The sequence below is a fragment of the Spongiibacter tropicus DSM 19543 genome (assembly GCF_000420325.1).
Taxonomy (GTDB): Bacteria; Pseudomonadota; Gammaproteobacteria; order Pseudomonadales; family Spongiibacteraceae; genus Spongiibacter; species Spongiibacter tropicus.
In genome coordinates this window covers 1072097-1098403 of sequence record NZ_ATUS01000001.1, presented here as the reverse complement: position 1 = coordinate 1098403, position 26307 = coordinate 1072097, and the positions used below count along the sequence as shown (strand labels likewise).

The following is a 26307-nucleotide window of genomic DNA, read 5'->3' as shown; positions in this document are numbered from 1 at the left end:
TTAAACCACTTTCCAGCGCAGGGTTTCGCCCGCGCGCAGAGGCTTAACGGTATCGCTGCCCAGCGGTAGGCTTTCCGGCAGTACCCAGTCTTCTCGCTGCAGGGTGATTTTTTCGCTGTTGCGCGGCAGGCCGTAAAAGTCGGGGCCGTGGAAGCTGGCAAAGGCTTCAAGCTTGTCGAGTGCCTTCGCATCTTCAAAGGCTTCTGCGTACATCTCGATGGCGGCATTGGCGGTATAACAGCCTGCACAGCCGCAGTCAGCTTCTTTGCGGTGACGCCCGTGAGGCGCCGAATCGGTGCCAAGGAAGAACTTGGGGCTGCCCGATGTCGCCGCGTCAATCAGCGCCTGCTGATGGCGGTTGCGCTTCAGAATGGGCAGGCAGTAGTAGTGCGGACGAATACCGCCAACCAGCATATCGTTGCGATTGAACAGCAGGTGGTGGGCGGTAATGGTTGCGCCGACATTGGCTGGTGCTTCGCTGACAAAGGCGGCAGCATCGGCTGTGGTGATATGTTCCAGCACAATGCGCAGGCCGGGGAAGCTATGGACCAGTCGCTTCAGGTGGCGCTCGATAAATACCGCTTCGCGGTCGAAGATATCGATGTCGGCATCGGTCACTTCACCGTGCAACAGCAGGGGCAGTCCCTGTTTTTCCATTTCGGCCAGCACTGGCCACAGGCCATCCAGATCAGTAACGCCAGCGTCGGAATTGGTTGTGGCACCGGCCGGGTAGAGTTTGGCCGCGTAAACCAGCCCGGAGGCTTTGGCCTCGGCAATATCTTCCGGTCGGGTCATATCAGTCAGATATAACACCATGAGCGGGGTGAAGTCCCGGCCCGCGGGTATGGCCGCGCGGATACGCTGCTCATAGGCGCTGGCTTCAGCCAGGTTGCGCACGGGCGGCGTCAGGTTGGGCATCACGATCGCGCGGCCAAAATAGCGGCTGGCATCGTCTACGGTGCTGGTCAGGGCATCGCCATCGCGCAGATGGATATGCCAGTCGTCGGGGCGGGTAATGTGCAGGGTTTGCATGGCCTAGCCTGTGGTGATGTGAGCCGAAATGCTACAGGATTGCGCTGCCTGATAAAAGCCGGGGCCGGGCCGAATGCTGGCGAATCCGGCCACCTTTTTGCTTGCCGGATTCCCCGTGTGGCAATCTATGTGCTGATTCGAGGAGTTTCCCCTGATGTCCCGCCTATACAGTTCCGTCAGTCTGATCGGTATGCCTGCTTGTGGAAAGTCCACGGTGGGGCGACGCCTTGCGGCGGCGCTGGGGTTGCGCTTTATCGATGGTGATGCGCTGATCGAGCAAAAGCAGGGGCGTCGATTGTCGGAAATTCTGGCAGAGAAGGGGTATTTGGGGCTGCGCGAGGTTGAGGAGCAGGCCTTGCTGAGTGAGGATTTTCACGCTGCGGTGCTCGCAACCGGCGGCAGCGCCGTATACAGCGACGCGGTCATGGCGGCCCTGCGTCGCAGCGGGGTGATTATTTTCATTGATGTGCCGTTGGACGCGCTGCGTTCGCGCCTGGGGGATTTCGCTGCCCGTGGTGTGGCTTGCCCGCCGGGCACCGGCTTGGACGAGTTGTTTGCCGAGCGCTATCCGCGCTACGAGCGGGCGGCAGATATCCGCGTTGACGCGACAGGGCTGGACGAGGAGGCGCTGCTGTCTTCGCTGCAGAGTGCGCTGCGTGACTGGCATAATGGTGACCGACCGCTGAGCTTGCCCGCGAGTGATCATTAAAGGCCGATAATAAATGCCGCGCTGCCTAAAGCGTGCACAAGGGAGGGGCGAATGCCCATTAAACGACACACCTGTATTGAGATTTCCAAGGAAGACCTGAAGTTTTCCGCAGCGCACTTCACCATTTTTTCTGCAAGCGATCGCGAGCGTCTCCACGGACACAACTTTCGTGTCAGCCTCGACCTGACTGCCGAGGTGGGTGATGACGGCATGTGTTTCAGCTACGTGGAGATAAAAAAGCGGCTGCGCAAGCTCTGTGCAACCCTGGATGAGTACGTGCTGTTGCCGGGGCAGTCCCCCTATCTGACGATTGCGGAGCAGGGCAACTACTATTGCGCACACTTCAACGGTGAGGAAATGCTGTTTATCAAGGCCGATACCTTGGTGCTTCCCCTGCGAAATACCACCGTTGAGGAGTTCGCCCGCTACCTGCTGGAGCGCCTGTTGGAGGATGCGCCGTTTATCGATGGCAATGAAATCAGCAGCCTGGTGATGAAAGTGTCCTCGGGGCCGGGCCAGTGGGGCTCCGCGAGCTGGACACGGGACTGAACACAGTGGGAGAGAATGTGAGCAAATTACTGATTATTACGGGCGGCAGCCAGGGGATTGGCCGTGCGACTGCCGAGCGCTTTCTGCGCGACGGCTATCGGGTCATCAACCTGTCGCGGCGCCCCATTACCTTGCCGGGCGCGGAGCAGTGCTCTGTGGATATGTCAGCCCCGGCGTGGCTGACGGACTGCGCAGAGACCCTGGTCAGTGCAGCGAAAGCGGCGGAGCAGGTAGTGCTGATCCACAATGCGGCCCGTCAGGACAGCGACACGGTTGCCTCACTGCAGGGCGAAAGTTTTCGGGATGTGCTGCAGATTAATCTGGTTGCACCACAGCAGCTCAATGCATTGCTGATTCCCCACATGGCGGCGGGCTCGTCGATTTTGTATGTGGGTTCCACGCTGGCGGAAAAAGCGGTGAAAGGTTGTGCCTCGTATATTGCCAGCAAGCACGGACTGGTCGGGTTGATGCGCGCCACCGTGCAGGATCTGGCTGGTACCGGCATCCACAGCGCCTGTATCTGTCCCGGCTTCACCGACACCGATATGCTGCGTGGACACATTAATAATGACCCGGACGTCATCGCGGCGATTACTGCCAATGTGTCGGCAGGGCGATTAATCGATCCGGCGGAAATTGCCGATCTGCTCCATTTTGGTGCGCACTCGCCGGTGGTCAGCGGCGCGGTGATTCACGCCAACCTCGGTCAAATCGAACACTGACAGTCGCCTTATGCCGCCCGCGCCGGGCGGTTATCCTCGCTCTTCGCCGCGCCTGTTGAATATCCGTATTACAGTTGGCGCCCATCTTGCAAAACCCTTTTTGCACACCTCGCGACGGGCCTCCTCCGCGCAGAATCTTTCCACGGACGGTGAGCAGGCCCCTGCGGTTGTCACTGTGTTTTATACCTGTATTGCCGGGTACTCATACTTGTTTGCGTTACGGTCATCCGAATTGCTGGAACACAGAATCAAAGTAGATGGCAATTGCGTAAGGGAGTAGAGTGAAGTGGCAAACACATGAAACTGTCGTCACGCCTACTGCGTACAGACTGTCAGTAACGTGGCGTTTCAGCAGAAAAGGAGATTGCAAGAATGGGCATACTTGATAACGTCCGAGAGCAATACCTGAAGGGCAAAGAAGAGGAAATGTCGTTGCTCGACTACCTCGATCTTTGTCGCTCTGATCCGCTTGCGTATGCAACTCCTGCGGAGCGAATGCTCGCAGCCATCGGCGAGCCGGAGTTGGTCGATACCCGCAGCGACCCGCGGTTGTCACGGATTTTTTCCAACCGTTTGATTCCCCGTTATCCCGCCTTTGCCGAGTTTTACGGCATGGAAGACGTGATCTCCCAGATCGTCGCCTATTTCAAACACGCCGCGCAGGGGCTGGAAGAGCGCAAGCAGGTGCTCTACCTGCTGGGGCCGGTGGGCGGCGGTAAATCGTCGATTGCCGAGCGCCTGAAAAAACTGATGGAGGCCTACCCCATCTATGCGCTCAAGGGTTCCCCGATCAATGAATCACCGCTGGGCTTGTTCGACCCGCAGCGCGACGGCCCGCAACTTGAGGAAGAGTACGGTATTCCCAGCCGCTACCTCACCGGCTTGTCATCCCCCTGGGCGCTGAAGCGCCTGGACGAATACGAAGGTGACCTGACTCAATTCCGAGTCGTGCGTATTCAGCCCTCGGTGCTCAAACAGGTGGCGGTGACCAAAACCGAGCCCGGTGACGAGAACAACCAGGATATTTCCACCCTGGTGGGCAAGGTCGATATTCGCAAACTGGAAGCCTATGCCCAGGACGACCCTGACGCCTACTCCTACTCCGGTGGCCTCTGTCTGGCTAACCAGGGTTTGCTGGAGTTTGTAGAGATGTTCAAGGCGCCTATCAAAATGTTGCACCCGCTGCTGACTGCGACGCAGGAGGGGAACTACAAGGGCACGGAAGGCTTCTCGGCGATTCCGTTTCAGGGGGTGATTCTGGCCCACTCCAACGAATCGGAATGGCAGAGCTTCCGCAACAACAAGCACAACGAGGCGTTCCTCGACCGGGTGTACATCGTCAAGGTGCCCTACTGCCTGCAGGTGTCGGAAGAGGTCAAGATTTACGAAAAACTGCTGCGCCACAGTTCGCTGGCCGAGGCGCCCTGTGCGCCGGGTACGCTGGAAATGCTGGCGCAGTTCTCGGTACTGTCGCGGCTGAAAGAGCCGGAGAACTCCAGCATCTATTCGAAGATGCGGGTGTACGACGGCGAGTCGCTGAAAGACACCGATCCGGCCGCCAAGTCCTATCAGGAGTACCGTGATTATGCGGGGCAGGATGAGGGCATGGACGGTATCTCTACCCGCTTTGCCTTCAAGGTCTTGTCGGCGGTCTTTAACTACGACAATGCCGAAATCGCCGCCAACCCGGTGCATCTGATGTATGTGCTGGAGCAGCGCATCATGCGCGAGCAGTTGCCGGAGGATGTACAGCGCCGCTATCTGGAATTCATTAAAGGTTGGCTGGCGGTGCGCTACGCCGAATACGTGGGCAAGGAGATTCAGACTGCGTATCTGGAGTCGTACTCCGAGTACGGTCAGAACATCTTCGATCGCTACGTCACCTTTGCGGACTACTGGATTCAGGACGAGGATTACCGCGATCCGGAAACCGGGGCGATTTTCGACCGGGCGACGCTGAACGGCGAGCTGGAGAAAATCGAAAAGCCGGCCGGTATCGCCAACCCCAAGGACTTCCGCAACGAGATCGTCAACTTCGTGCTGCGGGCGCGGGCGCAGAACGAGGGCCGCAATCCCAACTGGACCAGTTACGAAAAGCTGCGTGATGTGATTGAGAAGAAAATGTTCTCCAGCACTGAAGAGCTGCTGCCAGTGATTTCCTTCAACGCCAAAGCCTCGGATGAAGATCGCAAGAAACACGAGAACTTTGTCACGCGTATGGTGGAAAAAGGCTACACCCCGAAACAGGTGCGGCTGCTGTCTGAGTGGTATCTGCGCGTGCGCAAGGCGGGCTGACCGAAAGCTGATATCCGCAAGGATTAAGGGGCGAAAATGTCGATGATTATTGACCGGCGCCTGAATGACCGTAACAAGAATGCGACCAATCGCGCGCGGTTTATCAGGCGCTACAAATCGCAGCTCAAGCGCTCGGTTGCCGATCTGGTAGCCAAGCGTTCCATTACCGATATGGGGCGCGGCGGTGAGGTGGGAATTCCGGTAAAGGATATTTCCGAACCCCGCTTCCGTATCGGTCAGGGCGGCGATCGCGAGATGGTGCATCCCGGCAACCACAGCTTTTCGACGGGCGACAAAATCGCCAAGCCGGAGGGTGGTGGTAGCGGTCAGGGTGAAGACGGTGAGGGCCAGGGCGAAGGCGAGGGCGGCAACGGGCAGGACAATTTCATGTTTACCCTCTCCAAAGAGGAGTTCATGAACCTGTTCTTTGACGACCTCGAACTGCCACGGCTGGCGCGCACCGTTCTGGGCGATGCCAGTCAGTTCACCATGCGCCGGGCGGGCTATACCCCCAGTGGCGTGCCGGCCAATCTGTCAGTGCGCCGCTCACTGGAAAACGCCATGGCGCGGAAAATTGCGCTGACGGCGCCGCTCAAACGTGAACTTCGCTTGCTGGAAGAACAGGGTGGTGATCCCGAGGAGATTCAGGCCCTGAAGGATCGCATTGCCCGCGTGCCGTTTCTGGATGAATACGACCTGCGTTTCCGCCACAAGGTGAAGGAACCCAAGCCGATCAGCCGCGCGGTGATGTTCTGCCTGATGGACGTGTCGGCGTCCATGTCGGAGCAGAAGAAGGATCTCGCCAAGCGCTTTTTCACACTGCTATACCTGTTCCTGAGCCGCAAGTACGAGAAGGTGGAACTGGTCTTTATTCGCCATACCTCCAATGCGGAAGAGGTGGACGAAGAAGCCTTTTTCCACGATCCGCAGACTGGCGGCACGGTGGTCATGTCGGCGCTGAATCTGATGCTGGAGATTATCGCCGACCGCTACGACAGCGAGCAGTGGAATATCTACGGTGCCCAGGTGTCGGATGGCGATGCTTTCGGCAGTGATCCCCAGCGCAGTGCCTCGCGCTTGAAGTCCGATATTCTGCCGCTGTGTCGCTACTTCTCTTATGTTGAAGTGCCGGACAACCCCAACAGCGTGACACCACTGGCGGCGGCGTACAGTCAGCTGCGCGATCCCAACTTTGCCCTCGCTCGCGTCATGCATCGCGGTGATGTTTATCCGGTACTTCGGGAGCTGTTCCAGCGGGAGGCTGCATGAATACTGCCAACACGCGTCGAGAAGAATCTGTGCTGTCTCACGGCGGCGACTGGGACTTCGAACTGCTTCAGCGCTATGACAGCGAGATTGCCAAGATCGCCGCTGAATTTGGTCTGGATACCTATCCCAACCAGATCGAGGTGATTGCCTCTGAGCAGATGCTCGATGCCTACGCTTCAGTCGGTTTGCCGATCAGCTATACCCACTGGAGTTACGGTAAGGAATTTATCCGCAATGAAGAGGCCTATCGGCGCGGCATGCGGGGGCTGGCCTATGAGTTGGTGATCAACTCCGACCCCTGCATTGCCTACTTGATGGAAGACAACAGCATGCCCATGCAGGCGCTGGTCATCGCTCATGCCTGCTACGGTCACAACTCCTTTTTCAAAGGCAATTACCTGTTCAAGCAGTGGACCAGTGCCGACGCGATTGTCGATTACATGGTGTTTGCTCGAAAGTATATTTTCGAGTGCGAGCAGAAGTATGGCATCGACAAGGTGGAAGAAACTCTGGATGCCTGTCATGCCCTGATGGACCACGGCGTCGACCGCTACCATCGGCCTTCGCCGCTGTCGGCGCAGGATGAACTGCGGCGTCAGCACGAGCGCGCCGAGCACGCCCGCAAGCAGTATGATGAAATCTGGCGTACTCTGCCGCGCTCCGCCAAAGACGATGCGGATACACCGGAAAAATCGCGCAAGGCGTTTCCCGCCGAGCCTCAGGAAAACCTGCTGTACTTCATCGAGAAGTACTCGCCGACGCTGGAGACCTGGCAGCGGGAAATTGTGCGTATTGTGCGCAAGCTCGCGCAGTATTTTTATCCCCAGGGGCTGACCAAGGTGATGAACGAGGGCTGGGCGACGTTCTGGCACTACACTCTGCTTAACACCCTTTATGATCGCGGTCTGGTCGACGACGGCTTCATGTTCGAGATTCTGCAATCCCACACCAATGTGGTCATGCAGCCGGGCTACGACCACCCGGCGTACAGCGGTATGAATCCCTATGCGCTGGGCTTTGCCATGTTCCGCGATCTGCGGCGCATCTGTGAGGAGCCCGACGAGGAAGACCGTGCCTGGTTCCCGGATATTGTCGACAAGGATTGGCGCGAGGTGCTGGATTTTGCCATGCGCAATTACAAGGATGAGTCGTTTATCGCTCAGTACTTGTCCCCCAAGCTGATTCGCGAATTCCACCTTTTTGCGATTGCCGACCAGCATCAGGACGATCACCTGACCGTGGCAGCGATTCACAATGAAGACGGTTATCGCGAAGTGCGTCGCCTGCTGTCGCGGCAGTACAACCGCGACGTATTGGTGCCGGATATTCAGGTGCAGCGCTACGAATACATGGGCGATCGCTCACTGCTGTTGCGCTACACCCGGCTGCGCGACCGGCCGCTGACCGGCGAGGCCAAAGAAGTGCTCAAACACCTCAGTCGACTCTGGGGCTTTACGGTCAGCATGGAAGTGTTTGACGAGCGCGAAGGCGTGGTGGACCGGGTTGATGTGGAGCCGGTGCGCGACTGAAGGCACCGGCGGTATCGGCGCTCAGCGTCCCGTATAGGTCGCTGGCGTTTTACTGAAAAAGGCATCGATTGCCAGCGCGTGGTCGTCAGTCCCGTGACACTGCGCCTGCACGTCGGCACACACATCCAGAAAGTCGTTCAATTCCTGACGCTGCGCCTGTTTCAACAGGCGCTTGGTATGGCGCAGGGTGATCGGGGGCTTGCTGGCAATGTCGGTGGCCATCGCTTCCGCGCGTGTCAGCAGTGAGTCGCTACTCACTTTTTCCAGCAGCAGACCCAGTGACAATGCCTCGTCGGCTTTGACCAGTCGTCCGGTAAACGTCAGTTCGGCCGCGCGCTGGTAGCCCACCAGGCGTTGCAAGAACCAGCCACCCCCATCACCGGGAATCAGTCCCAGATTGATAAAGGTTTCGCCGAACAGGGTGTTCTCGCTGCCGATGCGCAGGTCGCACATGCAGCAGAGATCAAAGCCCGCGCCGATGGCGGCGCCATTAACGGCCGCGATGGTGACCACTTCTGCGTTGAATACCGCCTTGCTGATGCGCTGGATGCCACGTCGGTAGGCGTCCGAAATTTCGCTGGCGCTACCGGCGAACATGCCCTGTTTATCCCGCATTTCCTTAACATTGCCGCCTGCACTGAAGGCGCGCCCGGCGCCGGTCAGGATCAGGCAACTGATCTCTGTATTGGCGTTTGCCCAGTTGATCGCATCGCAAATATCGTCGATCAGCGCGGTGCCCGTCAGGGCATTCATCACGTCATCGCGTTCAAAATGCAAAATGGCATAGCGACCTTTTTGGATCAGGCTGGCATCGCGTAGCGTCGGGAGCGTCATCAGGGCAATCCTTCTTGATGGAAAGGGAGGTGGGCGATTATGCCACAGCCGCGAGAACCCTTTGAGGACCGCAGGCGTATAGCCAAGGTCAATGGAGGTTGTTATGAAACGGTTTGAGTTGGAACAGATTGATAGTCATGCCGCCAGCGCATTGGAAATTCACGCGCTGGATGGCGGTTTATACAGTGCCATGGCCGTGATTAACGGTGAGCGGCGAGCTTTGTATCACCACGGGAAACGACTCAGTTCGCGGCACTTGCCGGCCTTGCGTGAGAGCTTGTCCCTGAGTGCCTGTCCCCAGTTTCTGGTGCAACAGAGTGCCTATGACGAAATGGTCGGACAGCCGGGAAGTGCCATGGGGAATACCCTGCGTATTCCCTTGGCGCGGCTGTCTCCGGAAGGGGCTGCCGACTAGCGGCAGCTCTGGCTGAGGAACTCGTTGCGGGTGGCGGGATCGGTTTTGAAGCTGCCCCCCAACGCGGTGGTTTGCGTGCGGGAATTGGTGTCCATCACGCCGCGGCTTTTCACGCAGTAGTGGATAGCATCCACGGTGACTGCCACATCGTCGGTTTCCAGCAGGGTTTGCAGCGCCACCAGCACTTGCTGGGTCAGGCGCTCCTGTACCTGAGGACGCTGTGCAAAGAAGCGTACAATGCGGTTGATCTTGGAGAGCCCGATCACTTTGTCATGGGGGATATAGGCAACCGTTGCCTCCCCGTCAATCGTCACAAAGTGGTGCTCGCAGGTGCTGGTGACGCTGACGCCACTGACTTTCACCATCTCTTCTACCCGCATCTTGTTGTCGATATTGGTGATCTTGGGAAAGTTGCTGTAATCCAGACCACAGAAAATCTCGTCGACGTACATCTTGGCGATGCGGTGCGGGGTTTCCTCCAGGCTGTCATCGCTCAGATCCAACCCCAGAGTCTCCATAACACCCAGCATTAAGTCGCTGATGCGCTGTTTTTTCTGTTCATTGCTCAGTGCGCTCTGGGGGCGCATGGGCGTTTCCAGCCCGGCCTTGAGCAGGGCCTCGTGCACGGCGGTCGCTTCCTTGGAAATCATGCTTTTGCTCTCTGCTGACGTTTTGCCTTGTTTACGGACAAAGCAGGAATTTGGTTTCTGTGACGTGTTGGGCAGTGAGGTGTAACACGGATTTCGCGGAGTTGCCGAGTCGGGGTACAGTAACTCTTTGCCGAGCATTGCAAGGGAGTGGCCGGATGGCTTCGCTGGATAAACTGACCTACCCGAGCCTGTCGAAACCGGATTACCAGCGGCAGATGGACGCCCTGCAACTGGCGCTCATGTCGATGCAGCTCAGTCTGTTCCGCAACCAGCAGCGTGCGGTGCTGGTAGTGGAAGGGCCGGATGGCGCTGGCAAAGGGGGGCTGCTGCGGCGGGCACTGCGCTATATGGACCCCCGCAGTGTGCGCGTGCATCCCACCGGCGCGCCGGATGAACGCGAACGCGGACAGCATTATCTGCAGCGCTTCTGGGAACGCCTGCCCAAGCCAGGGCAGATATCCGTATTTGACCGCTCCTGGTACGGGCGCTTACTGATTGAGCGGGTAGAAAATGGCCTGCACGATGTAGAGCGCGCGCGTCGGGAAATTGCCCAATTTGAACAGATGCTGATTGATGACGGCATTCTGCTGTTCAAAATCCTGCTGTACATCGACGAGGAGACCCAGCGGCAGCGTCTATTGGCGCGGCTGAACAATGCCGAGAAGCACTGGAAGTTGACGGGCTCGGATCTGAGCGCCTTTCAGCGCTATGCCGAGTATCAGTCGGCTTTTGAGGATTTGCTGGAGTACAGCAGCTCTCCGGTTGAATGGCACTTAATTCCCGCCAACGACAAGTATTACGCCAGGGTCCACGCTATGCAGTGTGTTCAGAATGCCTGGCTTGCGCATTTCGGTGCGCCCGCTGTCGCGCCTATTGATCCGGAGTTTGAACAACAGGCTAGAATTATACTCGAATGCTGATACCAGCGGTTAGCCGAAAAACATAATAAACAGGAGCCCTCGGCTTGAGAAAAGCGATAAGAGAAATCATCGACATACTGGGAACGCGGCTGATACTGCTGGTGTTGCTGGTATTCGTTATGGCTTTCGTCTTCCTGTTTCCTCTGTCTGAGTATTTTGCCACTGCGCGGGCAGAAGCCCGCTTAAACACCCAGCTGCAACAACAATTAGACGCGCGCAGCAGCAGCTTGCGCCGTCGCATTGATTTACTCGAGCGTGACATCCAGATGCTTTCTCAGCTGTCATCTGTAGCGGCGGTTCAGATGACGATGGCGAACGGTGGTGTGCTGAATGCCTCCCAGAAAGACCCGCTTCATCACGACTTCCTGTCGTATATGCGTCAGCGGGACGAGGTTCGGCAGCTGCGCATCATCAGTGCCGTGGACGCCGGTCAGGAGCTGGTTCGGGTAGATCGACTCAGCTCGGGAGAGCTATGGCCGGTTGCGGACACCGAGCTACAGAACAAATCGCATCGTGACTACTATATCGAGGCGGTGTCCCGCGATGATCGGGGCGTTTACGCCTCCGCGATTAGCCTCAATCGGGAGCTGGGGCGGATCGAAATGCCCCTGGTGCCGACCTTGCGTTTAATCACCCCTTTGTTTGACGAACAGCAGCGCAGACTGGGCTTGCTTGTCGTCAATGTGGATTTCAGCTTTGCAGAGCAGTTGCTGCGCAAGGATTTACCGAGGGGGGTGGATGTTTATCTGCTAGGCCCAGACGGTGATTTCCTGTTACATCCCGATTCCAGTAAACGCTATGCCTTTGAATTTGGCGAGCCCTACCGCTGGGCGCAGCAATTTGATTTGCCCATGCGCAGCGATGCAGGCGCCTATACGACGGCAAACAGTCCTTGGCATGTGGCGATTCATCATCTTGCTTATGACCAGGATAACGCCGTATTTCTGGTCGTGGCCGCTAATGACGGTGCTGTTGGTGACTACGTAGGCCATTCCCGTAATCTGAATCTGCTGACCTTCGGGGCTTTCCTGCTGCTTGCGCTGATCTTGATTCTGCAGTTTTTGGTGAATGCTCGCCGCCGGGAGGTAGCGATTACCAGTAGTGCCGAGCTGCTGGCGATTATTCAGGGTAGCAATGACGCGGTCGTTGGGCTGGATGAGCGAGCGATGATTACCAGCTGGAACCCGGCGGCTGAGGCCATGTTTGGTTACAGTGCTGAAGAGGCGCTGGGCCAGTCTGTGTCGACATTGATTGTGCCTGCTGAGCGGCAGGCAGAGTTTGAAAAATTGAAACGAACGCTGGTCGCTGGGCAAGCGGTGCCGCCGTTCGAGACGCTGCGCCAGCATCGTGATGGGCAGCTGATCGAAGTGTCGGTGAATGTCTCGCCCATGCGCGGTGAAAACGGCAAGGTGATTGGCGCCGCGAGTATTATTCGCGATATCCGCGAGATGCGCGAAACCCAGATCAAGCTTCGCAAGCTCAATCTGGAACTGGAAGAGCAGGTGGCGGAGCGCACCCGCGAGTTGCGGTCGGCGATGACCATGCAGAAGGCGATTCTCGAGCGCGCCGGTTACGGCATTGTGGTGAGTAGTCCCAGCGGGCGCATCCTTCTGTTCAATCCGGCGGCGGAGCAAATGCTGGGCTACAAGGCTGAGGAGGTAGTGGGTCAAAAGCGCATCACCGACTTCTTTGTCGGGCGCGATTTTTGGGACGCCGTAGATGTCACTGCCGAGATCCAGGGCGGCAAGCTGGATACCCGCACCTTGCTGCGTGAAGGTTTTCAGGACGAGCGAGAGTGGTGTTTTGCACGCCGTGACGGCAGCGAATTCCCCGTGCTGCTGAAAACCAGTTCGCTGGTTAATGGCAATGACGACGACCTCAGTTTTCTCACGATTGTGATCGATCTGACCCGCCGCAAGGCTGAGTTGCAGGAACTGGAGCAGGCCAAGGTTGCTGCTGAGGAGGCGAGCCGCGCGAAGAGTGAATTTCTCGCCAATATGAGCCATGAAATTCGAACGCCGATGAATGCCGTGCTGGGGATGCTCACTCTGCTCAAACAGACTGATCTCGATGACCACCAACGTGACTATGTTCGCAAGTCCGGCGATGCCGCGGGGGCACTGCTGGGGATTATTAACGACGTTCTGGATTTCTCCAAAATTGACGCGGGCAAAATGCAGCTTGATCCGCAGTGGTTCAGCGTTGAGCAGCTGCTGCGCGACATTGCCAATATCCTGACTATGCAGCTGGACGAAACCCGTCTGGAGCTGCTGTTCGATATCAGCCCCGAGATTCCCGCCCGACTGCTTGGTGATGCGCTGCGTATCAAACAGGTGCTGCTCAATCTGGCCGGTAATGCCGTTAAGTTCACCGAACGGGGTGAAGTGACCGTGGGCATTATTGTGCAATACCGCGAGGGCGATGACGTGGTGCTGGGTATCAGCGTGCGCGACACCGGTATCGGGATGTCCGAGCAACAGCAGCAGCGGGTATTCAAATCCTTTACTCAGGCTGAAGCGGGCACCACGCGGCGCTACGGGGGAACCGGGCTGGGGCTGGTGATCAGCCAGCGTCTGATCCATTTGATGGGTGGTGAGCTGGAGCTGGACAGCAAAGAGGGGCGCGGCAGTGTGTTCTCTTTTTCGCTGCCGTTAAAAGCCGACGCTGAGTCGCTGGGCGAGGTACTTCAAGGCAGCGAGACGCCGCAGCAATCCCGACGGGTGTTGCTGGTGGAGGACAACACCGCGGCGCGGCAGGTAGCGGTTCGCGCCTGCGAGTCGCTGGGCTGGCAGTGTGAGGCAGCGGGCAGTGCTGCCGAGGCCTTGGCGATACTGAAGGAAAATGTCGAGTCTTTCGATGCGGCGCTGATCGACTGGGTCATGCCGGGCATGGATGGCTGCGAACTGGCCGCCACATTGCGCGATGGCGTCGCACCGCACTTAACACTGATTTTAGTGACTGCCCACAGCTGGGAAACCTACGATAGCGAAGGGCGTTCGCCAAAGGAGTTGTTCGACGCGTTTCTGGCGAAGCCTGCAACGGCTAGCGATATCTATCGGGCGGTTGAGGGCACACTGGATGAGCAACGGCCAGCACCGCCTGTCAAAACAGATGAGCGTCCGGCGGTACAGTCGCTGCGCGGTCTGACGATTTTGCTGGTCGAGGATAATCCCACCAACCAGCAGGTCGCGAGAGAGTTGCTGGCCTTGGAGGGCGCGCAGATCGTGCTGGCGGAAAACGGCCGCATCGCCGTGGACCTTCTTCGCGAGCGGCAGGATTTTGATGTGGTGCTGATGGATCTGCAAATGCCGGAGATGGACGGCTTTACCGCCAGCCGCAAGATTCGTCAGGAACTCGCACTGACGTCGCTGCCGATTATTGCCATGACGGCCAATGCCATGCCCAGCGATCGCCAGGCCTGCCTTGATGCGGGTATGAATGACCACGTCGGCAAGCCCTTTGAGTTGCCGATACTGGTTGCCAGTATTCTTCGTGCCTGCGGGCGCAAGCCGCTTGCTTCGGTGCCTGAGCCTGTGGCGCATGACGTTGATGAGCCGGAGTCCGTGAGTCTGCTGTCGCCGCCAGGCTTCGATCTGGCCTCTGCGCTGGAACGCATGGGAAACCGGAAACCGCTGCTGATGGAGCAGCTAGCCTATTTTGCCGAGCATCATCGCGACAGCTTGCAGGCGGTAGACAGCGCGCTTGATGCTGGCGATCGTGATATGGTGGCGCGCCTATTGCACGGTTTGCGTGGTGCGTCCGCGACATTGGGCGCGAATGCGCTGGCCGACAGCCTGCTCACCGCCGAGCGGCTTTGCCGGGACGAGGCGCAGGACCCCAGGGCCGCGATTGATACAGCGCGAGTGCTATTGGCTGAGGCCTGTGCGGTCTTCGCGGGAGTGGCGAAGGATAGCGGCAACAACAGTGCTGAGACCGATATCGACCCTGTCGATGAGCAGGGCATGAAAGCCCTGGCCAATGAGCTTCAACAGCTCCTGAAGCAGAACAATATGCGGGCAGTGGCCGTGTACCGCCAGATCAAAACAAAAGGGATGGGGCGACACCCCGTAATGAGAGAGATAGAACCCGCCATGAATCAGCTGAATTTCAGCGCCGCTGCAGAAACCTTGGGCCGTTGGCTTGCCGCGCAGTCGGAGCAAGGAGGGTAAATGCCGAGACCTTTCGCCACACACAGTGACGAACTGATGGCTTGGCCTACGCAATCCATTGAGCACGTTCCCCGCTTGTTGATTGTGGATGACGAGCCGGTAAACATTCACTCGCTCTATCCCCTGTTCGCCGACGACTACGAAGTGTTTATGGCTACCAGCGGGCAGGAAGCGCTGGCGATGTGTCATCAGAACCAGCCTGATCTGGTGCTGCTTGATGTATTGATGCCGGATATGGACGGCCTGGAAGTCTGCCGGCAGCTCAAGGCTGAGTCGGATACTGCGGCGATTCCGGTGATTTTCGTGACCTCGCAGCACAGCCCGGAGGAAGAATCGGCCGCGCTGGCTGCCGGGGCTGTGGATTTTATCAGCAAGCCGGTGAATCCCGCCGTTGTTAAAGCGCGAGTAAAGACCCATCTGACGCTGAAATGGCAGGCGGATACCCTGCGTAATCTGGCGTCGATGGATGGCCTGACAGGCGTGCCCAACCGCCGGGTTCTGGATGATCGCCTGCGCGCCGAATGGCGATCTTGCCTGCGTAATCGCAAAGCCCTGTCGCTGCTGATGATCGATGTCGACCAATTCAAAAGCTACAACGACCACTATGGTCACCTGCAGGGTGATGAATGTTTAAAAGCGATTGCCAAAACGCTGAGTCAGAATGTGGAGCGCAGTCGCGATGTATTGGCCCGTTTTGGGGGGGAGGAGTTTGTCTGCCTGCTGCCCGAGACGGATCACGCCGGTGCCATGCATATGGCCGAGCGGCTGCGTCAGGCCATTGAGTCGCTGGCGATTCCCCATGAGAAGTCGACGGTGGCCGATGTGGTCACCGTCAGTCTTGGCTTGGCCACCCAAATTCCGCTGGAAGACGGTGAGGGTCTGCCGTTGCTGATGGCGGCCGATGAGCAGCTGTATCGCGCCAAGCAACATGGGCGCAACCGGGTGATGAGCGCCTGCGACAAAATGAACTAAGGGCGGTCGGTTAGCGCCTCATTGCGAGCGCTCACGCGCTCATAACTTTTCGCCAGCGCGTATGACACTGCAGCGGGAAACAGTTTGCTCAGCAGGCTATACAGCCTGGCATCGACGCCGATAAAACGCTGCGCCTGATTGCGCTCCACGGCGGCGAGGATTTTCTGCGCGGCTTTGGCCGGCGCAATACCAAAGCGCTGAGCCAGTGCCATATTGGCCTCGGCTTGAGCAATATCATCCGACTCGCGCAGTGTGGCCTGAATCATCTGGGTGTTGATGGCGCCGGGGTTTATGCAAGTCACGCCAATATGCTGGCCGCGCAACTCGGCGCGCAGCGATTCACTGTAGGCCTGAACGGCGGCCTTGCTGCTGCTGTAGGAACTCTGGCTGGGCATGCCGTAGCAGGCCACCATGCTCGACAGGTTCACGATATGCGCGCCCCCGGCGGTTTTCAGCATTGGCAAAAACGCCTTGCAGCTATTCACCGTGCCCCAGAAGTTCAGGTCAAAGACACGCTGCCAGTCGGCCTCGCTGTGTGTTTCTACACTCTTCTGCAGGGTGATCCCGGCATTGTTAATCAGCAAATGCAGCGCTGAGTGCTGCTGGCGTACGTCCTCTGCCAGTGCCTGAATCGCGGCACGGTTGCGCAGGTCCACGGTGTGACAGCTCACGCGCAGTGTCGGGCTGTGAAGCTCCGCCGCCAGTGTTTCCAATGCCTGCTGATCGATATCGACCAGCGCCAGATGACAGCCGCGCGCAGCCAGTGCTCTGGCCAGTGCGCTGCCCAGCCCGCCTGCTGCGCCGGTAATCAGCGCGGTTTTTCCCGGTTCCAGTTTCATGGTGATGGCTTCCAGCTAAGAAAAAAGGGCAGCCTCAGCGGGTGAAATCCGAGGTCTGCCCAAGGCTCTTTCGAGCACCTATGAAAAACGCTTAAAAGGTTTTGCGTACTTCCACGCCATACATGCGCGGCTCGCCCAATACGCTGGTGAAGGTGCCGATGCTGTCCCCGGCTGACACCGCGCCGATCTCATAGCGTTCGTCGGTCAGGTTTTTGACGTAGGCGGCAATACTCAGGTCGTCCTCGGGGTTGCTCCAGCTCACGCGAGCGTCGAGCAGTACGTAGGCATCGGCGTAAGACAGTGCCTCTTTGCGTTTGGCGGCTTCCCAGGCACCGCGATCCAGCCCGAGATACACATCGCTTTTATAGCTGGCGTCCAGGCGCGGCACGAAGCGGCCGACGTCGGTGTTCAAGGTGTATTGAATACCCAGCGACGCGGTCTCTTCGGGAGAGACGGCAAACTCTTCGTCAGAGCGGTCTATCGGTACATACTCACCGCGCAATGCCAGCGACTTGAGGTCGTTGTCCATGAACTCTTCATAGCGATAGTTGTTGTTGCTGTAGGTGAGGTTGATCATGGTGTTCATGCTCGGGAACCACATGACTTCCAGCTCAGCCCCTTCAATCACCGATTCCCCGGCATTCTGGGAGCCCACTACCAGCGTGTTGTTGGTATCGACGTTGACGGTGATCAGGTGCATGTTTTTGAAGGTCATGGAATAGGCCGCCAGATTGACTCGCAGCGAGCGTTCCAGAGCGTCGATCTTGATGCCGATTTCGCGGTTTTCCAGTTCTTCCGGCTCCACCACGCTCAGCCCATCGAGGCCAAACGGTTCCTGAAAGCCCGATTTGAAGCCATTGCTCCAGGTGGCGTAGACCATGGCGGAATTGATCAGGCTGCCATCCAGCATTTCCTCCGGGAAGATATACGCGGCAGAGGCCATCGGGGTGAACTGGCGGAAGGTGTCTTCGCGGGTGTCGATCTTGGCATCGCCCAGCGGCGCACGAATATCGCCGGGAAATTGCTCGCGCAGTATATTGTTGGCAATGGTGAGCGGGTCTTGCGACCAGCGACCGAGAAACGCCATGGCGCCCATTGACGGCAGCAGCGGAATAAAGCGCGGATCGGCGCCACTGACGATCGACGTGACCTCCTCCAGGTCGGCGCTGCGGGTCACCAGGTAGGAGTCGCGGGTTTCCTCGGTGTAGCGTCCGCCCAGTGTCAGCTCAAAGTGATCGGTGACATGCCAGGTTGCCTGGGTGAAGGCGGCGAAGGTCTGGCCGTCGATTTCAAAATCCTGCACGGTTGCCAGTGGCAGGGCGGCGGCAACCAGCGGCACGGTGCCGCCGGGGATGAGTCCGGTGACCGTTTCCAGTAAATCCGTCAGGGCGGCAATATCAACGCCCGCCTGCCCGGCAGCGAGGCCGAGGAAGTTAATCGGCTCCGAGCCCACCAGTGGGTTGGCGGTATTGAAACGCTCCGATTTGTACTCGTCCTGATAGAAAATGCCGGCAGCATAGTCGACGCTGTCGAACAGCACGCCGTTAAACTGCAGTTCCAGTGTCAGCGACTCCTGAATGCTGTCGCCCAGCAGGTCGGCGCGCAAGTACTCGGCGGGGCCGCCTTCGTCAGCCGTCGTCTGCGGGTTCATCTTGGTCGCATCGCGATAGCCCAAAATGGCCTTCATGCTGTGGTTGTCGCTGAACTGATAATCAAAGGTCAGTCCCAGCATCAGCTCGTCGTTGTCTTTGCGCTGTCGCTGGCTATCCCCCTGATTGGTGTGCAGGTCCGGCTGCGCGTCGCGGGCATTGGCATTGCAGTTGTCGACGTAGGCCGAGGGGTTATTCGGATCGGTATCGCCCGGCCAGAGAATGCCCAGTCCATTCACGAACAACGCGTCTTCGTTATTGATGCGGCAGTGATAGGAGGGGAAGTTCTCGCGGGTGCGGCCGACAAAGGCAAAGGCATCGACCGTCAGCTCGTCACTGGCCAGCCAGCGACTTTGAAAGATCGCTGACAGGCGATCAATGGACTGGTTCTCGCGTCCGGTCGCGTCTTTCAGAAAGCCGTCTCGACGGCGGGTGTTGACCGATACCCGGGTAAACAGCTCGTCGTTGATCGGCATGTCGACGGCCGCCTGCAGTCGCTGCTCGTTGTAGTTGCCCAGGCCGGCATCAATATAGCCGCCAAATTCCTCGCCCGGTTTGGTGAGCGTAAACACCAGTGCACCGCCGGTATTGTTCTTGCCGAACAGCGTGCCCTGTGGGCCGCGCAAGACCTGCACGCTGTCGACGTCAATCGTGTCGAGCAACTGCCCGTCGGGGCGGGGAATAAAAATGCCGTCCAGATACACGCTGACGGAGGGATCAAAGCGGGCGAAGGGTGCGCGCTGGCCGATGCCGCGAATAAAGATCTGCGGAGAGGTACTGTTGTTGATCTGCAGGCTCGGCACCGACTTACTCAGCTCTTCCGCCGCGAGAATGCCCTGCTCGCGCAGGCTGTCGCCGGTGATGGCGGTCACTGCAACCGGCGTTTCCTGAATACTTTCCGCGCGTTTCCTTGCGGTGACGACGACCTCCTCGATCAGGCCGCTGGCGCGCTGCTCGGCGGCGTCCAGTGCCAGGGGGGTAGCGCCAATGGTCATGCATGCCACAGCGAGTGGCAGCGGGTAGCGTTTGTAGTGATGCATGGTCGTCCCTTTAGAATTATCAGTATGCATTGCGTTGTGGAATGGCGTGGTTAGAGCCGCCGGAGCAGCGCGGGCAGCAGCGGCCTGAGCAGCGGTCTGACCGGACTTGTCCAGCGGCGGATAGGGGTAAATTTGTCCCGGAGTTCCTGTTGATAATCGGCGAAACTGTGTTGCTGAAAGTCCAGCAGCGCCTGCGCTTCGCGCGTGTCCATCCAGTGGGTGTAGTAATTGTTTTCGCCGTGAATACCGGGCTTCTGCGCCAGACCCAATGCGGTAAACGCGGCATTCATAAACGCGTGATGAGTAATCTGGCAGCTCTCGCCGCCGCCCAACAGCAGGATCTTGTGCCGGGCTTCCGGCGTGTTAAGCGCATTGGAAATAGCGCGGGCGACGTCTTTGGGATGGATGTATTCCATGGGCGTGTCGGGGTGTACGCCCAGCAGTTGGCGCAGCACCTGGCGCTCAGTTTTCGTGGTGCGGGCATCGACCGACACGCCCACGCGCATAATGATCCAGGGAAGCGCGCTGCGTTGCAGGTAGTCTTCCACCAGCAGTTTGTGCCGGGTGTAGTGGTCTGAGGCTTCCACCGGGTCGTCACTGCTGCGCGTGGGATTGTGCCGTTGGGACGGGCCGAACACGGTGAGTGATGACGGAAAAATAAACAGTGGTGGGGCAGTCTGTCGGGCCGCGCAGTCGATCAGCGCCTTCGCTGCATCAACGTTGACGGCTTCGGCCAGTGCGGGTTGCTTGTCGGTATTTGGGGGCAGCAGCGAGGCCAGATGGACAATTGCCTCCACCCCCTCAACCAGTCCGGGCAGGCATTGCGGCTCGCAGATATTGCCAAAGACGATCTCGCACTGCCCGCTAAACCGGGCGGCCTGTTTTCGCTGCTCCTCGCCATCAAGATCGGTGCAGCGCAGCTCATGGCCGTCGGCCAGCAAGCGCTCAAGGCAGAGCAGCCCCAGATTGCCGAAGGCGCCGGTAAGCAGTACTTTCATCGCAGGTCGGACCCTTGCTGCTTGGGGCAGACCGCAGTAAACGCGTTAACAGACATGATAATGGCGTTGTTCCTGTTGTTATGGTGATTGCTGTGTCGAGTGTTATGTCGAGCGCTGTATCTATGTCGCGATCACGGTGGCGTTGATCGTGATGTGCTTTTATTTTTGTGTAGTGTGTTTACATAAATTTCTGGTGAAGATATATAATCATCTTATATAAGTCAAATATATGAATGGGAGGCTGGATGAGTGCCAGTCAGGAAAAGACGCCGCCCACGCGATTGACGCAGGCGCAGCGGCGGCAGCAGACCAAAGAAAAAGTCCTGCGCTGTGCGGCCGAGCGCTTTGGTCAGTGCGGCTTTGCGGAAACATCGCTGGCGGATATCGCCGAGGATGCGGGGATTACGGTGACGCCGATCTACCACTACTTCGGCAACAAGCTGCAGCTCTTCACGGCGGTGACCGAGTATTACGAAGATCGCCTCGCCAGCCGCATGGCCGCCATGCGTTCTCGCGGCTCCTGGGTGCTGCCGGACATGTGGGAGCTATTTCTGGATGTGATGCAGGAGCCGGGCTTCAGTCGTGTGGTGCTGATGGATGCCACCCACGTGCTCGGGCGCGAACGCTGGCCCGAGACCTCCGTATTTCGGGAGGTAAAGTATTTACTGGGGAGTGCGAAGGCGCCCGTCGAGGCCCATCTTGCCGGGCAGTTTAGCGATGCTGAATCGGAGCTGTTGATCCGCATGGTCATTTCGGCGCTGGCCGAGGCCGCGCTGACACTGGCTGCTGATCCCACGCTGGACGCCCGCAGTCTGATGACACGCTTGCTGGCGATGTTGGGGCTGGATCAGGTTCAGCTTTTGTCCGAGTAATTGCGCCGGTAAGTGTCTTCACCCATAGCGCGAATTTGCTGGTCGATCATCAACTCGAAGGCACCGAGAATCGCGTCGTAGTCGCGGTTGCCGTGCAAGGCATTCAGTGCCTGTGCGGCAGCTTCGATGGTCGACAGGCCATCGGCGCGGGGCGATTTGCGAATGCGATAGCGGCTGGGCTGGTCTACGTTCAGTGCCAGTCGCGGCAGCGCATTGAGCCAGGGGTTGAGGTGCAGCAGCTTGGCAGTTTTCCGCCAGGTGCCGTCGAGAATAATCAGCTGTGTGATGTCAGCGGCATTGGCCTCGTTCGTACTAATGGTGGGTTCGCCGGGATACAGCAGCAGGCTATGCTGTTGCCAGTCGTGGCCGAGCAGTGATTCGGGCTCGAAGTGCTCGCCGACGATCAGGCGGCTGCCGGGAATAGCGCGTGCCAGCAGCGGCGCCGACGACAGAGCGTGGCGAGCTTCTTTGGGGTGCTGAAGAAGGGTCAGGCGATAGCGGCTGTGGCGTTGAACCATAGCCTGACAGAGGCAGGTGCTCAGTGGGCGATCACAACCCTGGCAGAGTGCGCGAGAAGTCACAGCGGAGCCTGTAGCGAATTTTGGACTACTATATCAGTCGTCCCCGGACTCGCTCCAGCCAGCGAATTGCCGGACACATAAGGATAATGAATATGGGCAAATGGATGCCGGCCTCGCTGCCGGACCTTTCCGGGAAACGGGTGCTGATCACTGGCGCCAACAGCGGTATCGGCTACCAGTCGGCGCTGATGCTGGCGCAGTGTGGCGCCAAGGTATGGCTGGGTTGTCGCAGCGCCGAACGCGCGGAGGCCGCCGTACAGCGTTTGGCGAGCCGCGTGGGCTCACGCGATTCGCTGGTGGTCTTGCCGATGGACCTGGCCTCGCTGGACAGCGTGCGGCAGGCCGCAGACAGCTATCTGGAATCGGAACAGCCGCTGGACCTGTTAATCAATAACGCCGGGGTTATGGGACTGCCCTTACAGCGCACGGCCGCGGGTCACGAAATGCTGTTTGCGGTGAATCACCTTGCCCATTTTCTGTTGACTGGTGCACTGCTGCCCGCATTGCAGGCCGCGCCTGCGGCGAGGGTGGTGACCGTTTCCAGTCTCGCCGCCAAGCGCGGCACACTGAATTTCAACGACCTGAACTGGGAACGCGAACCCTACAGCAAGGTCGCTGCCTACGGGCGTGCCAAGCTTGCCAATCTTTGTTTTGCCACCGAGCTGCAACGCCGACTCGCTGCCGCAGGCAGCCCGGTGATCAGTCTGGCGGCACATCCGGGGTATGCGTCGACCAATGTGGCCTTTGCCGATAGTGGGCAAGCCAGTGTGAGCCGACGCCTGTGGCAGCACATCGCTCGCCTCGGCAATCTGTTGCTGGCCCAGAGCGCAGAGCAGGGCGCCTTACCCAGTGTCTATGCCGCTACCGTCGATACCCTGCGTGGCGGCGAATATATCGGCCCCGCCGGTCCCTTCCAGTTCCGTGGTTCTCCTAAACAGCTTGCGGTGCTCAAGGCCGCCACCGATCGCGCCGTCGGTGGGCAGTTGTGGGAGCAGTCAGAACAACTCACAGGGATGCGCTACTTATGACCATCGCCGCGTTTTATAACGATTTGCTGTTGGCCTACGCGATCATGTCGGTACTGGTATTTGTGGTGCTGCAGTGGATCGTGAAGGCCGCCTACGGTCGCCACAACGACGGTAACCTCGCCTGGTGGTGGGGGCCGGGGATTCCCACGCGCTGGTCGTGGGTGATGATGGAAGCGCCGTCATCCATCGGCTTCGCGGTGATTTTCTTTATGGGCGAACACGCGCTGACACCTGCGCCGCTGCTGCTGTTTGCGCTGTGGCAGCTTCATTATTTTCATCGCAGTTTTATTTACCCCTTCAAGCGCAAACTGAAACCGGACGATAAGACGCCACTGCTGATTCCGGCCTTGGCGGTGCTGACCAATCTGGGTATCGCCTTCCTCAATGCGGCCATCTTGTCGTGGTCTGAATTAGGCGCAGATTATGGCCAGTGGCTGGTCGATCCCCGCCTGTGGTTGGGTGTACTGATCTTTGCGCTGGGTTTCTGGGTCAATCGTCGCGCTGATGCCATGCTGGCGGCGCTGCGTAAGCCGGGGGAGAGTGGCTACAAGATTCCCCGAGGTTGGTTGTACAACTATATCTCCTGCCCCAACTACTTCGGTGAAATTCTGATCTGGACAGGCTGGGCGATTGCCAGTTGGTCATTGGCGGGGGCGGTCTTTGTCTTGTGGACCGTGGCGAATTTGCTGCCGCGCGCACTGAGCAATCATCGCTGGTATCACGAGACCTTTGACGCATACCCGGCGAAGCGCCGGGCGCTGATTCCCGGTCTGCTATAGCGGGCGCCGCCGGATCAATATCGAGACAGCAGCGAATACTCGACGGGGACCACGAGCGTCAGGGTGTCACGGCCAAGATCATCCGGAATACCGGGAACCGGGTCGGCATCCTGAAGCACTTTTAACGCCGCCTCATCCAGACGGCGGTGGCCGGAACCGGTATGAATGCTGGCGTTGGAAATGCTGCCGTCTTTGGCGATCGTGAACTTGAGTTTCACGATGCCCTGTTCTTTGTTTTTCTTGGCGATTTTCGGGTAGCGCTTGTGGTGGTTAAGCCAGGCCATCAGCGTGCTGAAATAATCGCGGGCCGCGCCGGGGCGGCCGCCGAGTTTTTGCTGGCTGCCCGACCCGGTGGCTTTGCGGGAGGCCTGTGACTGGGTGTCATTGGGCGCGGCGCTGGCAACGGTGTTTTGCTTGGGGGGCTCAGCGGCGGGCGCGGGTGACGGCGACTCTGCTGCCGGCGGCGTCTCGCTGTGTTGATAGTCCGCCTCCGCCGGGCTGGGCTCAGCGGTTTTAGCGACGACGGGCGCAGGCGCTTTGGGTTTGGGCTTAGGTTTGGGTTTCGGCTCCGGCTTGGGTTTTCTTGCCTCTTGTTTGGCTTTTGCTTCCCGCTGTTGACGCTCCCGTTGTTTCTCGGCTTCCGCTTCCTGCTGGCGTTGTTTGGCTTTCTGTCTAGCAACGGCATCCGTGTAGGAACCGGCCATCCCCAGGCCGATCTCAAATCCGTACTCGCCCTCACCAATAGCGCCGCCCTGATGTGGCGCGGGGCGCGATTGCCAGTATCCAATCGCGAGACCGCCGTGGATTAACAGCGATACCGCAATCGCAATGGGCCAGGAGATACGGGGCATGAGCTCAGTTCGCCCCTTTCTTGGTGTAGAGACTGGTGGTGGCGTTGCTCAGGCCGCGCAGTGCCGCCAGCAGGGTGTCCAGTTGCGCGGCTTTCAGTTCTCGGTCGGCCTGCAGGGCAATATTCAGCGGCTGCTCCGCGGGCAGTGCCTGGAGCTGCTGCTGGATATCTTCAATGCTGGTGGGGGTTCCGAACAGATAGGTCTGGCCGCTGCGATCAATCTGAATGGCGATGGCCTTGGGCGGCGTCGGTGTCTCCAGATTGGCGTCGGGCAGGGTGATGTCGCCGACCAGCCCGGCGCGCATCTGTCCTGCGACCATGAAGAAAATCAGCAGCAGGAAAACAATATTGATCAGCGGGATCATATTGTCGTCGCTGCTGCCGCGGCGCAGTTTGCTGTGGAGGAGTGAATTCATCGGCGTAAAACTTATAACTGGCTGCTCTGGCCGAGCGAGATCTGAGTAATCTCCGCATGGCGCAGCGTGGCGATACTGTCGAGGATTTGCTGGACGGTCAGCTCGGCATCGGGAACCAGTGTGACCAGCGCCTTGGCATCCAGTCGCAGCAATGCCTGATCCAGCGGCTCGGCACCGCTGCGCTCGCTTCCCTTGAAGACGGCAGCTTGTCCGTCGCGCATCAGCAGTAAAAACTGCATGTCCTTATCCTGTGTAGCGGCAACGCTGTCGCCGCCGACGCTGGTCTTAATCTGCTGGCTGTTCCACTTTGTGAAACTGCTGGTCAGCATGAAAAACATCAGCAGGATAAATACCACGTCAATCAGCGCCGTCAGGCTGATGGCTTTGCGCGGGCGCGGCGGCAGCAGGGCGTTCATTTTGCGTCTTGCTTCTTCGCCTGTGCTTTGGGCAGTGACGGTGCCAGGGTCAGCACGCGTTCTACCGCGTCCTGAATACCGGCGCTTTCGTTTTCGACTCGGCGCTCCAGCCAGCTATGCGCCAGGGATACCGGGATGGCGACCGCCAGACCGACAGCGGTGGTCAGCAGCGCCTGCCAGATACCGCCAGACAGAACCGCCGGATCAACCTGTTCGCCAGCGGCTTCCATTGCTTTGAATGCCTCAATCATGCCGAGCACGGTGCCCAGCAGACCGAGCAGCGGGGCCAGCGTGGCAATCACTTCCAGAATGCGGAGTTGGCTGCCCAGCTCAAGTACCCGGCCACGGGCGCGCCGGAAGGCTTCTTCGCGCTGTTGCGCTTCGCTGAGCCCGGTAATGTTCAATGTTTCCAGCGTGTCGCGAATCGCACTGGAACGCGGGTTCTTAGCGCCTTTGACCAGCAGCAGAGCCTCGTTTACATGGTGTTCTTGGAGGCGATGTACGGCGTCTTCTGCGCTGCGATCGGAGAGCTTCAGTTGCCCCCAGAACTGCCAGATCTTGAGCAGGACGACGGCGAGGCTGACGATGGAAAACACGCCGAGTATCCAGACGACCGGGCCGCCGGTGAGGAGAAGATTAAACAAAGGGGACACTGTTGAACTCCCTAGTGCTAGCGCTGCCAATAAGTAAAATGATAACGATTCTTATTATATATTTTGTTTGTTCTCGCGCGCAAGGCCTTTGTGTTAGAGCTATGAGAGCGCCCCGCCAGTT

24 protein-coding genes are annotated in these 26307 nt (G+C 58.7%); 13 read left to right on the top strand and 11 right to left on the bottom strand.

Translation table 11 applies throughout. The features are described from left to right. Nucleotides 1-1032: a dihydroorotase gene (pyrC, locus tag G411_RS0105215; RefSeq protein ID WP_022958122.1), complete on the bottom strand. Its 1032-nt coding sequence runs from the start codon at nucleotides 1030-1032 to the stop codon at nucleotides 1-3. Nucleotides 1033-1186: 154 nt separating this feature from the next. On the opposite strand from pyrC, the gene G411_RS0105210 reads away from it, so the two are divergent. The 6 genes from G411_RS0105210 to G411_RS0105185 all read left to right on the top strand — a co-directional run bounded on the left by G411_RS0105210 (nucleotide 1187) and on the right by G411_RS0105185 (nucleotide 8105). Beyond that, a complete protein-coding gene (locus G411_RS0105210) occupies nucleotides 1187-1741 on the top strand; it encodes a shikimate kinase (RefSeq protein ID WP_022958121.1) in 555 nt (184 codons plus the stop codon). Between the two features lie 51 nt (nucleotides 1742-1792). Continuing rightward, nucleotides 1793-2290 carry a 6-pyruvoyl trahydropterin synthase family protein gene (locus G411_RS0105205; protein ID WP_022958120.1) on the top strand — a complete coding sequence of 166 codons (498 nt, stop codon included), beginning with the start codon at nucleotides 1793-1795 and terminating at the stop codon, nucleotides 2288-2290. Nucleotides 2291-2307: 17 nt separating this feature from the next. Continuing rightward, nucleotides 2308-3012, top strand: a complete 705-nt coding sequence (locus G411_RS0105200; RefSeq protein WP_022958119.1) for an SDR family NAD(P)-dependent oxidoreductase — start codon at nucleotides 2308-2310, stop codon at nucleotides 3010-3012. A 372-nt stretch (nucleotides 3013-3384) separates the two neighbouring features. After that, a complete protein-coding gene (locus G411_RS0105195; RefSeq protein ID WP_022958118.1) occupies nucleotides 3385-5307 on the top strand; it encodes a PrkA family serine protein kinase in 1923 nt (640 codons plus the stop codon). 36 nt (nucleotides 5308-5343) lie between these two features. Then, complete coding sequence (locus G411_RS0105190) at nucleotides 5344-6576, top strand: YeaH/YhbH family protein (RefSeq protein WP_022958117.1); 1233 nt, start codon at nucleotides 5344-5346, stop codon at nucleotides 6574-6576. Beyond that, nucleotides 6573-8105: a SpoVR family protein gene (locus G411_RS0105185; protein ID WP_022958116.1), complete on the top strand. Its 1533-nt coding sequence runs from the start codon at nucleotides 6573-6575 to the stop codon at nucleotides 8103-8105. Before G411_RS0105190 ends, G411_RS0105185 begins: the two co-directional genes overlap by 4 nt. Before the next feature lie 21 nt (nucleotides 8106-8126). Here the strand turns inward: G411_RS0105185 and G411_RS0105180 are convergent, their stop codons facing one another. After that, on the bottom strand, nucleotides 8127-8939 hold the full coding sequence (locus tag G411_RS0105180) for an enoyl-CoA hydratase-related protein (protein WP_022958115.1): 813 nt from the start codon (nucleotides 8937-8939) through the stop codon (nucleotides 8127-8129). Nucleotides 8940-9042: 103 nt separating this feature from the next. Between G411_RS0105180 and G411_RS0105175 the strand changes: the two genes are divergently transcribed. Then, the gene (locus G411_RS0105175; protein WP_022958114.1) at nucleotides 9043-9354 is read left to right on the top strand and encodes a DUF6482 family protein; all 312 of its coding nucleotides are present in this window, start codon (nucleotides 9043-9045) and stop codon (nucleotides 9352-9354) included. Here G411_RS0105175 and folE read toward each other — a convergent pair. Further along, nucleotides 9351-10004: a GTP cyclohydrolase I FolE gene (gene folE, locus G411_RS0105170; protein ID WP_022958113.1), complete on the bottom strand. Its 654-nt coding sequence runs from the start codon at nucleotides 10002-10004 to the stop codon at nucleotides 9351-9353. The genes G411_RS0105175 and folE overlap by 4 nt on opposite strands. A 155-nt stretch (nucleotides 10005-10159) precedes the next feature. Between folE and G411_RS0105165 the strand changes: the two genes are divergently transcribed. Genes G411_RS0105165 through G411_RS0105155 form a run of 3 tightly spaced genes read left to right on the top strand, consistent with a single transcriptional unit; the run spans nucleotide 10160 to nucleotide 16065 of the window. Beyond that, nucleotides 10160-10924 (top strand): polyphosphate kinase 2 family protein, encoded by a 765-nt coding sequence (locus G411_RS0105165; RefSeq protein WP_022958112.1) that lies wholly within the window; start codon nucleotides 10160-10162, stop codon nucleotides 10922-10924. Nucleotides 10925-10968: 44 nt separating this feature from the next. Continuing rightward, nucleotides 10969-15093: a response regulator gene (locus G411_RS0105160; RefSeq protein ID WP_022958111.1), complete on the top strand. Its 4125-nt coding sequence runs from the start codon at nucleotides 10969-10971 to the stop codon at nucleotides 15091-15093. Continuing rightward, on the top strand, nucleotides 15094-16065 hold the full coding sequence (locus tag G411_RS0105155; RefSeq protein WP_022958110.1) for a diguanylate cyclase: 972 nt from the start codon (nucleotides 15094-15096) through the stop codon (nucleotides 16063-16065). On the opposite strand, the gene G411_RS19425 is transcribed toward G411_RS0105155, so the two are convergent. The 3 genes from G411_RS19425 to G411_RS0105140 all read right to left on the bottom strand — a co-directional run bounded on the left by G411_RS19425 (nucleotide 16062) and on the right by G411_RS0105140 (nucleotide 20591). Further along, nucleotides 16062-16904 (bottom strand): SDR family NAD(P)-dependent oxidoreductase, encoded by an 843-nt coding sequence (locus G411_RS19425; RefSeq protein WP_022958109.1) that lies wholly within the window; start codon nucleotides 16902-16904, stop codon nucleotides 16062-16064. The two genes, G411_RS0105155 and G411_RS19425, sit on opposite strands and share 4 nt — an antisense overlap. 91 nt (nucleotides 16905-16995) lie before the next feature. Next, nucleotides 16996-19593 carry a TonB-dependent receptor gene (locus G411_RS0105145; RefSeq protein ID WP_022958108.1) on the bottom strand — a complete coding sequence of 866 codons (2598 nt, stop codon included), beginning with the start codon at nucleotides 19591-19593 and terminating at the stop codon, nucleotides 16996-16998. Between the two features lie 50 nt (nucleotides 19594-19643). Further along, nucleotides 19644-20591, bottom strand: coding sequence for an NAD-dependent epimerase/dehydratase family protein (locus G411_RS0105140; RefSeq protein WP_022958107.1), 948 nt, complete (start codon nucleotides 20589-20591; stop codon nucleotides 19644-19646). A 245-nt stretch (nucleotides 20592-20836) separates the two neighbouring features. Between G411_RS0105140 and G411_RS22060 the strand changes: the two genes are divergently transcribed. Continuing rightward, the gene (locus G411_RS22060) at nucleotides 20837-21463 is read left to right on the top strand and encodes a TetR/AcrR family transcriptional regulator (RefSeq protein ID WP_022958106.1); all 627 of its coding nucleotides are present in this window, start codon (nucleotides 20837-20839) and stop codon (nucleotides 21461-21463) included. Here the strand turns inward: G411_RS22060 and G411_RS0105130 are convergent. Continuing rightward, the gene (locus G411_RS0105130; RefSeq protein WP_022958105.1) at nucleotides 21445-22044 is read right to left on the bottom strand and encodes a tRNA-uridine aminocarboxypropyltransferase; all 600 of its coding nucleotides are present in this window, start codon (nucleotides 22042-22044) and stop codon (nucleotides 21445-21447) included. The two genes, G411_RS22060 and G411_RS0105130, sit on opposite strands and share 19 nt — an antisense overlap. Nucleotides 22045-22136: 92 nt before the next feature. Here G411_RS0105130 and G411_RS0105125 point away from each other — a divergent pair, with 92 nt between their 5' ends. Both G411_RS0105125 and G411_RS0105120 read left to right on the top strand, forming a co-directional pair. After that, on the top strand, nucleotides 22137-23072 hold the full coding sequence (locus G411_RS0105125; RefSeq protein ID WP_022958104.1) for an oxidoreductase: 936 nt from the start codon (nucleotides 22137-22139) through the stop codon (nucleotides 23070-23072). Beyond that, complete coding sequence (locus G411_RS0105120) at nucleotides 23069-23851, top strand: DUF1295 domain-containing protein (protein WP_022958103.1); 783 nt, start codon at nucleotides 23069-23071, stop codon at nucleotides 23849-23851. Before G411_RS0105125 ends, G411_RS0105120 begins: the two co-directional genes overlap by 4 nt. Before the next feature lie 14 nt (nucleotides 23852-23865). On the opposite strand, the gene G411_RS0105115 is transcribed toward G411_RS0105120, so the two are convergent. From G411_RS0105115 to G411_RS0105100, 4 genes are read right to left on the bottom strand one after another with little or no spacing between them, the layout of a single operon-like run. Then, nucleotides 23866-24702, bottom strand: a complete 837-nt coding sequence (locus tag G411_RS0105115; RefSeq protein ID WP_022958102.1) for an energy transducer TonB — start codon at nucleotides 24700-24702, stop codon at nucleotides 23866-23868. A gap of 4 nt (nucleotides 24703-24706) precedes the next feature. Next, nucleotides 24707-25117, bottom strand: a complete 411-nt coding sequence (locus tag G411_RS19415; RefSeq protein WP_022958101.1) for an ExbD/TolR family protein — start codon at nucleotides 25115-25117, stop codon at nucleotides 24707-24709. Nucleotides 25118-25128: 11 nt separating this feature from the next. Continuing rightward, nucleotides 25129-25533, bottom strand: a complete 405-nt coding sequence (locus G411_RS0105105) for an ExbD/TolR family protein (protein ID WP_022958100.1) — start codon at nucleotides 25531-25533, stop codon at nucleotides 25129-25131. Then, complete coding sequence (locus G411_RS0105100) at nucleotides 25530-26186, bottom strand: MotA/TolQ/ExbB proton channel family protein (protein WP_022958099.1); 657 nt, start codon at nucleotides 26184-26186, stop codon at nucleotides 25530-25532. Before G411_RS0105100 ends, G411_RS0105105 begins: the two co-directional genes overlap by 4 nt. Nucleotides 26187-26307: the final 121 nt, after the last annotated feature.